This is a genomic window from Streptomyces lonarensis, assembly GCF_012033735.1.
GTDB classification, from domain to species: Bacteria; Actinomycetota; Actinomycetes; order Streptomycetales; family Streptomycetaceae; genus Streptomyces; species Streptomyces lonarensis.
In genome coordinates this window covers 1-5,827 of sequence record NZ_JAAVJD010000286.1, presented here as the reverse complement: position 1 = coordinate 5,827, position 5,827 = coordinate 1, and the positions used below count along the sequence as shown (strand labels likewise).

7 protein-coding genes are annotated in these 5,827 nt (G+C 72.9%); all 7 read right to left on the bottom strand.

Annotated elements, in window-relative coordinates:
- Positions 1 to 90: 90 nt before the first annotated feature.
- On the bottom strand, positions 91 to 1,209 hold the full coding sequence (serC, locus tag HCN56_RS22890) for a phosphoserine transaminase (RefSeq protein WP_167974157.1): 1,119 nt from the start codon (positions 1,207 to 1,209) through the stop codon (positions 91 to 93).
- Between the two features lie 257 nt (positions 1,210 to 1,466).
- A complete protein-coding gene (locus HCN56_RS22885; RefSeq protein WP_167974155.1) occupies positions 1,467 to 2,741 on the bottom strand; it encodes a cytochrome P450 family protein in 1,275 nt (424 codons plus the stop codon).
- The gene (locus HCN56_RS22880; RefSeq protein ID WP_376770918.1) at positions 2,738 to 4,045 is read right to left on the bottom strand and encodes a cytochrome P450; all 1,308 of its coding nucleotides are present in this window, start codon (positions 4,043 to 4,045) and stop codon (positions 2,738 to 2,740) included. Before HCN56_RS22880 ends, HCN56_RS22885 begins: the two co-directional genes overlap by 4 nt.
- On the bottom strand, positions 4,042 to 4,665 hold the full coding sequence (locus tag HCN56_RS22875; RefSeq protein ID WP_209313079.1) for a GTP-binding protein: 624 nt from the start codon (positions 4,663 to 4,665) through the stop codon (positions 4,042 to 4,044). The genes HCN56_RS22880 and HCN56_RS22875 overlap by 4 nt, the downstream gene beginning before the upstream one ends.
- Positions 4,646 to 5,041 (bottom strand): DUF742 domain-containing protein, encoded by a 396-nt coding sequence (locus HCN56_RS22870; RefSeq protein ID WP_167974151.1) that lies wholly within the window; start codon positions 5,039 to 5,041, stop codon positions 4,646 to 4,648. The genes HCN56_RS22875 and HCN56_RS22870 overlap by 20 nt, the downstream gene beginning before the upstream one ends.
- On the bottom strand, positions 5,038 to 5,490 hold the full coding sequence (locus HCN56_RS22865; RefSeq protein ID WP_167974149.1) for a roadblock/LC7 domain-containing protein: 453 nt from the start codon (positions 5,488 to 5,490) through the stop codon (positions 5,038 to 5,040). The genes HCN56_RS22870 and HCN56_RS22865 overlap by 4 nt, the downstream gene beginning before the upstream one ends.
- Complete coding sequence (locus HCN56_RS22860; protein ID WP_167974147.1) at positions 5,487 to 5,711, bottom strand: hypothetical protein; 225 nt, start codon at positions 5,709 to 5,711, stop codon at positions 5,487 to 5,489. The genes HCN56_RS22865 and HCN56_RS22860 overlap by 4 nt, the downstream gene beginning before the upstream one ends.
- Positions 5,712 to 5,827 lie beyond the last annotated feature (116 nt).

Below are 5,827 nucleotides of genomic sequence, written 5' to 3'. Positions count from 1 at the left end.
GGCGGGCACCGGAACCACTCCCGGTGCCCGCCGCCTCGCTGCTTCCTGCCCCTCTCGGCACGGCCGACGGGCCGTGCGCCGGGGGCCTGCTCAGAGCCGGTCGATGACGTGGTCCACGCAGGCGGTCAGCGCCTCGACGTCGGCCGGGTCCACCGCCGGGTACATGGCGACCCGCAGCTGGTTGCGGCCCAGCTTGCGGTACGGCTCGGTGTCCACGACGCCGTTGGCCCGCAGCACCTTCGCCACCGCCGCGGCGTCCACCCCGTCGACGAAGTCGATGGTGCCGACGACCTGCGAGCGCAGCGCAGGGTCGGTGACGAACGGCGAGGCGTGGTCCGACTTCTCGGCCCAGCCGTAGAGGCGGGCGGCGGAGTCGGCGGTGCGGTCGACCGCCCAGCCCAGCCCGCCCTGGCCGTTGATCCAGTCCAACTGCTCCGCGAGGAGGAAGAGCGTCGCCAGCGCGGGGGTGTTGTAGGTCTGGTTCTTCAGCGAGTTGTCGATCGCCGTGGGCAGCGAGAAGAACTCCGGGACGTGGCGGCCGGAGCCGTGCACGCGGGCGGCGCGCTCCAGGGCCGCCGGGGAGAACGCGCCGAGCCACAGCCCGCCGTCGGAGGCGAAGGACTTCTGCGGCGCGAAGTAGTAGACGTCGGTCTCGGTGATGTCCACCGGGAGGCCGCCGGCGCCGGAGGTGGCGTCGACCAGCACCAGGGCGTCGTCGTCGGCGCCCGCGACGCGCTGCAGCGGTGCGGCGACGCCGGTGGAGGTCTCGTTGTGGGTGAAGGCGTAGACGTCCACACCCGTCTCGGCGCGCGCCTGCGGCAGGCTGCCCGGCTCGGCGGAGATGACGGTGGGCTCCTCCAGCCACGGCGCCAGCTTGGCGGCCTTGGCGAACTTGGAGGAGAACTCGCCGAAGGTGAGGTGCTGCGAGCGGTGCTCGATCAGCCCGTGGGTGGCGATGTCCCAGAACGCGGTGGAGCCGCCGTTGCCGAGGATCACCTCGTACCCGTCGGGCAGCGACAGCAGGGTGCGGACGCCCTCCCGGACGCGGCCGACCAGGTCGCGGACCGGGGCCTGCCGGTGGGAGGTTCCGAGCAGCGAGCTGCCCGTGGCGGCGAGGGCGCTGAGCGCCTCGGTCCGCACCTTGGAGGGACCCGACCCGAAGCGTCCGTCGGCGGGCTTGATGTCAGCGGGAATCTGGATCTCGGCCACGGGGTGAGCGTAGTCCCTCCCAGGAGGCGCCGTCGGCGGGCGTCCGTCCGGTGAGACGCGGCGTCCGGCGGGCGGACGGCGGCGACACAGGCCACGGGACCGGCGGCGTCAACACGCTGTGCGGGGGAGCGGTTGCCGTGCCGCCGCGTTGACGACCGCACGGCGGACGGCGGTGCGGGACGGTGGCGCGGCGGTGCGCCGCACCACCGGCCGACGACCGCCCCGCGTCGGGGAGCGGTCGCCGACCGGGTCGGCGCTCAGGTGCCGGTGGGCCGGCCGAGCAGCACCGGCAGGGCCGCCAGGTCGTTCTGGGTGAGGACCGGCAGGTTGGTGATCTGCTCCGGCGGCACGGCCGTCGCCAGCTCCGGGAACCGGGCGAACAGCGCGGGGAGCGCTATGGCGGCCTCCAGCCGGGAGAGCGCCGCCCCCGGGCAGATGTGCGGGCCGTGGCCGAACGCCATGTGCCGCCCGGGGCTGGGCCGCGTGATGTCGAAGGAGTCGGCCGTCTCGCCCCACTGGCAGCGGTCGCGGCCGATCGCGCGGTACGACATCACCACGCCGTCACCGGGCTTGATCACCTCGTCCCCGACCTCGATCTCCTCGGTCGCGAACCGCATCAGCAGGTGGGTCGAGGGCGACTCCAGCCGCAGCGTCTCCTCGATGACCGTCTCCCAGGAGACCTGGCCGGACCGCACCAGCGCGAGCTGGTCGGGGTGGGCCAGCAGCGCCCGCACCGCGTGCAGGATCAGCGAGATCGTGGTCTCGTGGCCGGCGGCCACCATCGACTTGAGGTTGCCGACCACCTCGTCCTCGCTCAGCCGCTCGCCGCCGTCCTCCGCGACGATCAGCGCACCGGTGAGGTCGTCGGTCGGGCTCTCGGTCTTCTCCCGGACCATCTCCCGGAAGATCACGTCGAGTTCGTCGATGACGGCGAGCCGCTCGTCCTGCGGGGTGAGCAGCGAGAAGAACCGCGTCCACAGGTCGGTCAGCCGCGGCAGCAACTCGTCGGCGACGCCCATCAGCTCGCACACCACCCGCAGCGGCAGCGGCAGCGCGAAGACCGACTTCAGGTCCACCGGGGAGCCGTCGGCGCCGGCAGCGGAGAGGTCGTCGAGCAGTTCGGCGGTGATCTGCTCGATCCGCGGGCGGATGGCCTCAAGCCGCTTCGGGGTGATCGCCTGCGCCGTCTTCGCCCGCAGCCGGCGGTGCTCGGCGCCGTCCGCGGTGAACATCGACGGGTCGACGTCGACCATGCCGACCAGCGGCCACTGCCGGTCCACCGCGCCGCTGCGCCAGTCGGCCCACTGGTTGATGTCCTTCACCAGCCGGGTGTCGGTGAGCAGCCGGCGGGCGACGGCGTGGTCGGTGATCGTCCAGGCGCGCACGCCCAGGAGGTCGATCGTGGTGATCGGGGCGGCCTGCCGGAGTCGTTCGGTCTCCCCGGCGAGGTCGCGTACCAGGGGATCGATGACGACGGGGTCCGCCACCGGCCGGGGATCGCCCGGGGTGACGTGACCGACGGGGCAGCTCATGGGTGGCCTCCAGCGGCGGGGGTCGGGGTGAAGCTGACGGGAAGGTCCGTCATGCCGCGCAGGAACGCCGAGGGCCGGCGGGTGAGCGACGCGACGGGCACGGCGAGGTCGATGTCGGGCAGCCGGTCGAGCAGCACCTCGATCGCGGTCCGCGCGATCACCTCGGCGATCTCCCGCGCCGGGAACGGGCACTGGAACTCGCCGTGGCTGAAGGAGAAGTGGGCGCTGTTCCCGTTGCGGAGACCGCCCGCCCGCTCGTCGGTGGCGTCGTGGACCTCGGGGTCGCCGTTGGCCGCGCCCAGCCCGAGCAGCAGCATGTCGCCGGCGCCGATGCGGCACCCGCCGAGCTGGCAGTCGCGCGCCGCCCAGCGGCCCGCGAGGATCTGGGTGGGGGTGTCCTCCCAGAGGACCTCGTTCATCGCCTCGGCCACCGAGTGGCGGCCGCCGCCCAGCGACGCCGAGAAGCGGTCGTCGGTGAGCATCAGCCGGATCGAGTTGCCGATCCAGTCGGCGGTCGGCAGGTGGCCGGCGGCGGTGATCGACTGGAGGTCGAGGATGTACTCCTCGTCGCTGAACGGCTCGGGGTGGGCCAGCATGCGGGAGGTCACGTCGGCCCCCGGACGTTCCCGCTTGGCGGCCAGCAGCTCGCCCATCAGGCCGCTGAAGGTCTGGTACGCCTCCAGCGCGCCCGGGCCGCCGTCGCACAGCTCCGTCAGCGAGGAGACCAGCAGCGCCGACCGGCTGTCCGGGATGCCCAGCAGCCGGCCCAGGACCAGGGCCGGCAGCGGCTTGGCGAAGCCGGCGGTGAGGTCCGCCTCGCCCGTCGCGCAGAAGCGGTCGATGAGCCGGTCCGACAACTGCTCGGTGTGGCGCCGGAGTTCGAACGGGCTCACCGCCTCCAACGCCGGCTCGACCATGCGGAGGTGGCGCTGGTGCTCCTCGCCGACCGTGTAGTAGATCGACGGCAGCGGCACATTGACCATCGGCCGCAACGGCCAGTCCTCCGGCAGCCGTTCCCACTGGTTCCACAGCCCGGAGTCGCGCGGGAAGAGCACCGGGTCGCCCGTCACCCGCGCCATCTCCCGGTAGCCGATCACCAGCCAGGCCGGGACGTCCCCGGGGAGCGAGACCGGGACCACCGGGCCGTAGCTCCGCCGCATCTCCCGGTAGAGGGCGACCGGTTCGGTGTGGAACCGGGGCCCCTCCAGCGGCATCGCGCCGGCGCCGGCGGTGTGGGCCGGGCAGCCGGGAGGCGGTACGAACCGCCGCATGTCGGGCGGTCCGGCGGAGTGCTCCACGGTCATGAGGTCAACTCCCTGGCGGACGACAGGCGGTGCAGGTGCTCGACGAGCGTGATCAGGACGTGCTTGGCGGACTCGCGGGAGCGCGCGTCGCAGGAGACCAGCGGCACCTCCGGGTCGAGGTCCAGCGCCTCGCGCACCTGCTCCGAGGTGTACGTGTCGGAGCCGAAGTCGTTCCGGGCCACCACGAACGGGGTCCCGTGGTGCTCCAGTCGGTCGATCGCGTACCAGGACTCGTCCAGCCGCCGCGTGTCCACCAGGACCACCGCGCCCAGCGTCCCGGCGAACAGCCGGTCCCACAGGAACCAGAACCGCTGCTGCCCGGGGGCGCCGAACAGGTACAGCACCGTCTCCTCGTTGAGGCTGATGCGGCCGAAGTCGAAGGCGACGGTGGTCGTCGTCTTCGACCGCACGGCGCTCAGGTCGTCGATGTCGGCCCCGGCCTGCGTCATCGTCTCTTCGGTGTTCAGCGGCCGGATGTCGCTGACCGACCGCACCAGCGTCGTCTTGCCGACGCCGAACCCGCCGACGACCACGATCTTCAGACCGTTGTCGGCGGCGCTGCTGAGCGGTTTGCGTTCCGCGGGGGCGGCGGCCACCGATTCAGAGATTGCGGAGTCCAACGAGCACCTGCTCCAGGATGGTGGGGTCGGGAAGTTGCGCGGCGGGGGTCTCGCCGCGTCGGCGGGGTGCGGGCGGCGCCTTCGACGTCCGCGGGTGCCGGGCGGTGATCCGCCCGGTGTCCAGCAGGTCGGAGAGGACGATCTTCACGATCGACACCGGAAGCCGCAGGTCGGCCGAGAGCTCCACCACGGCGGTGGGCAGGCGGCACATCCGCAGGATTCGAGCCTGCTCCGAGGGCATGCCGGGCGTCGGCTCGCACTCGCTGACGATCAGCGTGACCAGGTCGAAGGAGTCGTTGTGCGCGCGGCTCCGGCCACCGGTGACCGTGTACAGGCGGTCCGGGTCGTCGTCGCGGCCGGCGCGCGCCGCGCTCACGGGTGTCCGCCCTCGGCGCCGTGTCGGGGCGGGGCGCTGAGGTGCTCGCTCAACTGCTCCACCAGTTCGTTCATGTTGTGGCCGATCATCCCGGGGTCGGCGTCCTCGGTCGCCACCACCGCCAGGTGCGCCCCGGAGCCGGCCTCCACGATGAAGAGGATGCCGCCGTAGAACTCCGTCATCGACTGCCGGACGCCGCCGGTGCCGTCACCGAACTCGATGGAGGCGCCGTGCGACAGGCTCTGGATGCCGGCGGATATCGCGGCCAGCTGGTCGGCCTGGTCCTCGGAGAGCTCCGGTGTGCGGCACAGTTTCAGACCGTCCCGTGAGAGCACCAGGGCGTGTCTCGCGCCCGGTGTGCGCTCGATCAGGTTCTCCAGCAGCCAGTCGAGGCGGCTGCCGGGGATGGTGTCTCGGGCGTGCTGAGACCCCGTGAAGGGAGCGGTCATCGGGAGTTGTCCTCCGGTTCCGGTGAGGCGGGTGGGTTCGGTTCGGCGGGGGTGTCGCCCTGCACGGCACGGCGGAAGGCGCCGAAGCGCGCCGCCGACTGTGCCGGGGTGTGGCTGCGTTCGGGGAGGCGGTTCCCGGTCTGCGGAGCGCCTTCGGGGTGGGCCGCCGCGAGGGTGCGGCCGCGGCGGCGGCGGGGCAGGCCCGCGATGTCGCGCGGCACCGACAGCTGCATCGTCTCGCCGGCGTCGGCCGCCCGAGGACCTCATTGATGACAGCGCAACCCGCCGCGCCCCACCGCCGGGCGGAGCGTCCCCCACTGCGTGACCCGCTCCTGGC

Excerpts from the sequence above, each read along its gene's own strand:
- HCN56_RS22885 (WP_167974155.1), bottom strand. The coding sequence starts at position 2,741 with ATGAGCTGCCCCGTCGGTCACGTCACCCCGGGCGATCCCCGGCCGGTG.
- HCN56_RS22880 (WP_376770918.1), bottom strand. The coding sequence starts at position 4,045 with ATGACCGTGGAGCACTCCGCCGGACCGCCCGACATGCGGCGGTTCGTA.
- HCN56_RS22865 (WP_167974149.1), bottom strand. The coding sequence starts at position 5,490 with ATGACCGCTCCCTTCACGGGGTCTCAGCACGCCCGAGACACCATCCCC.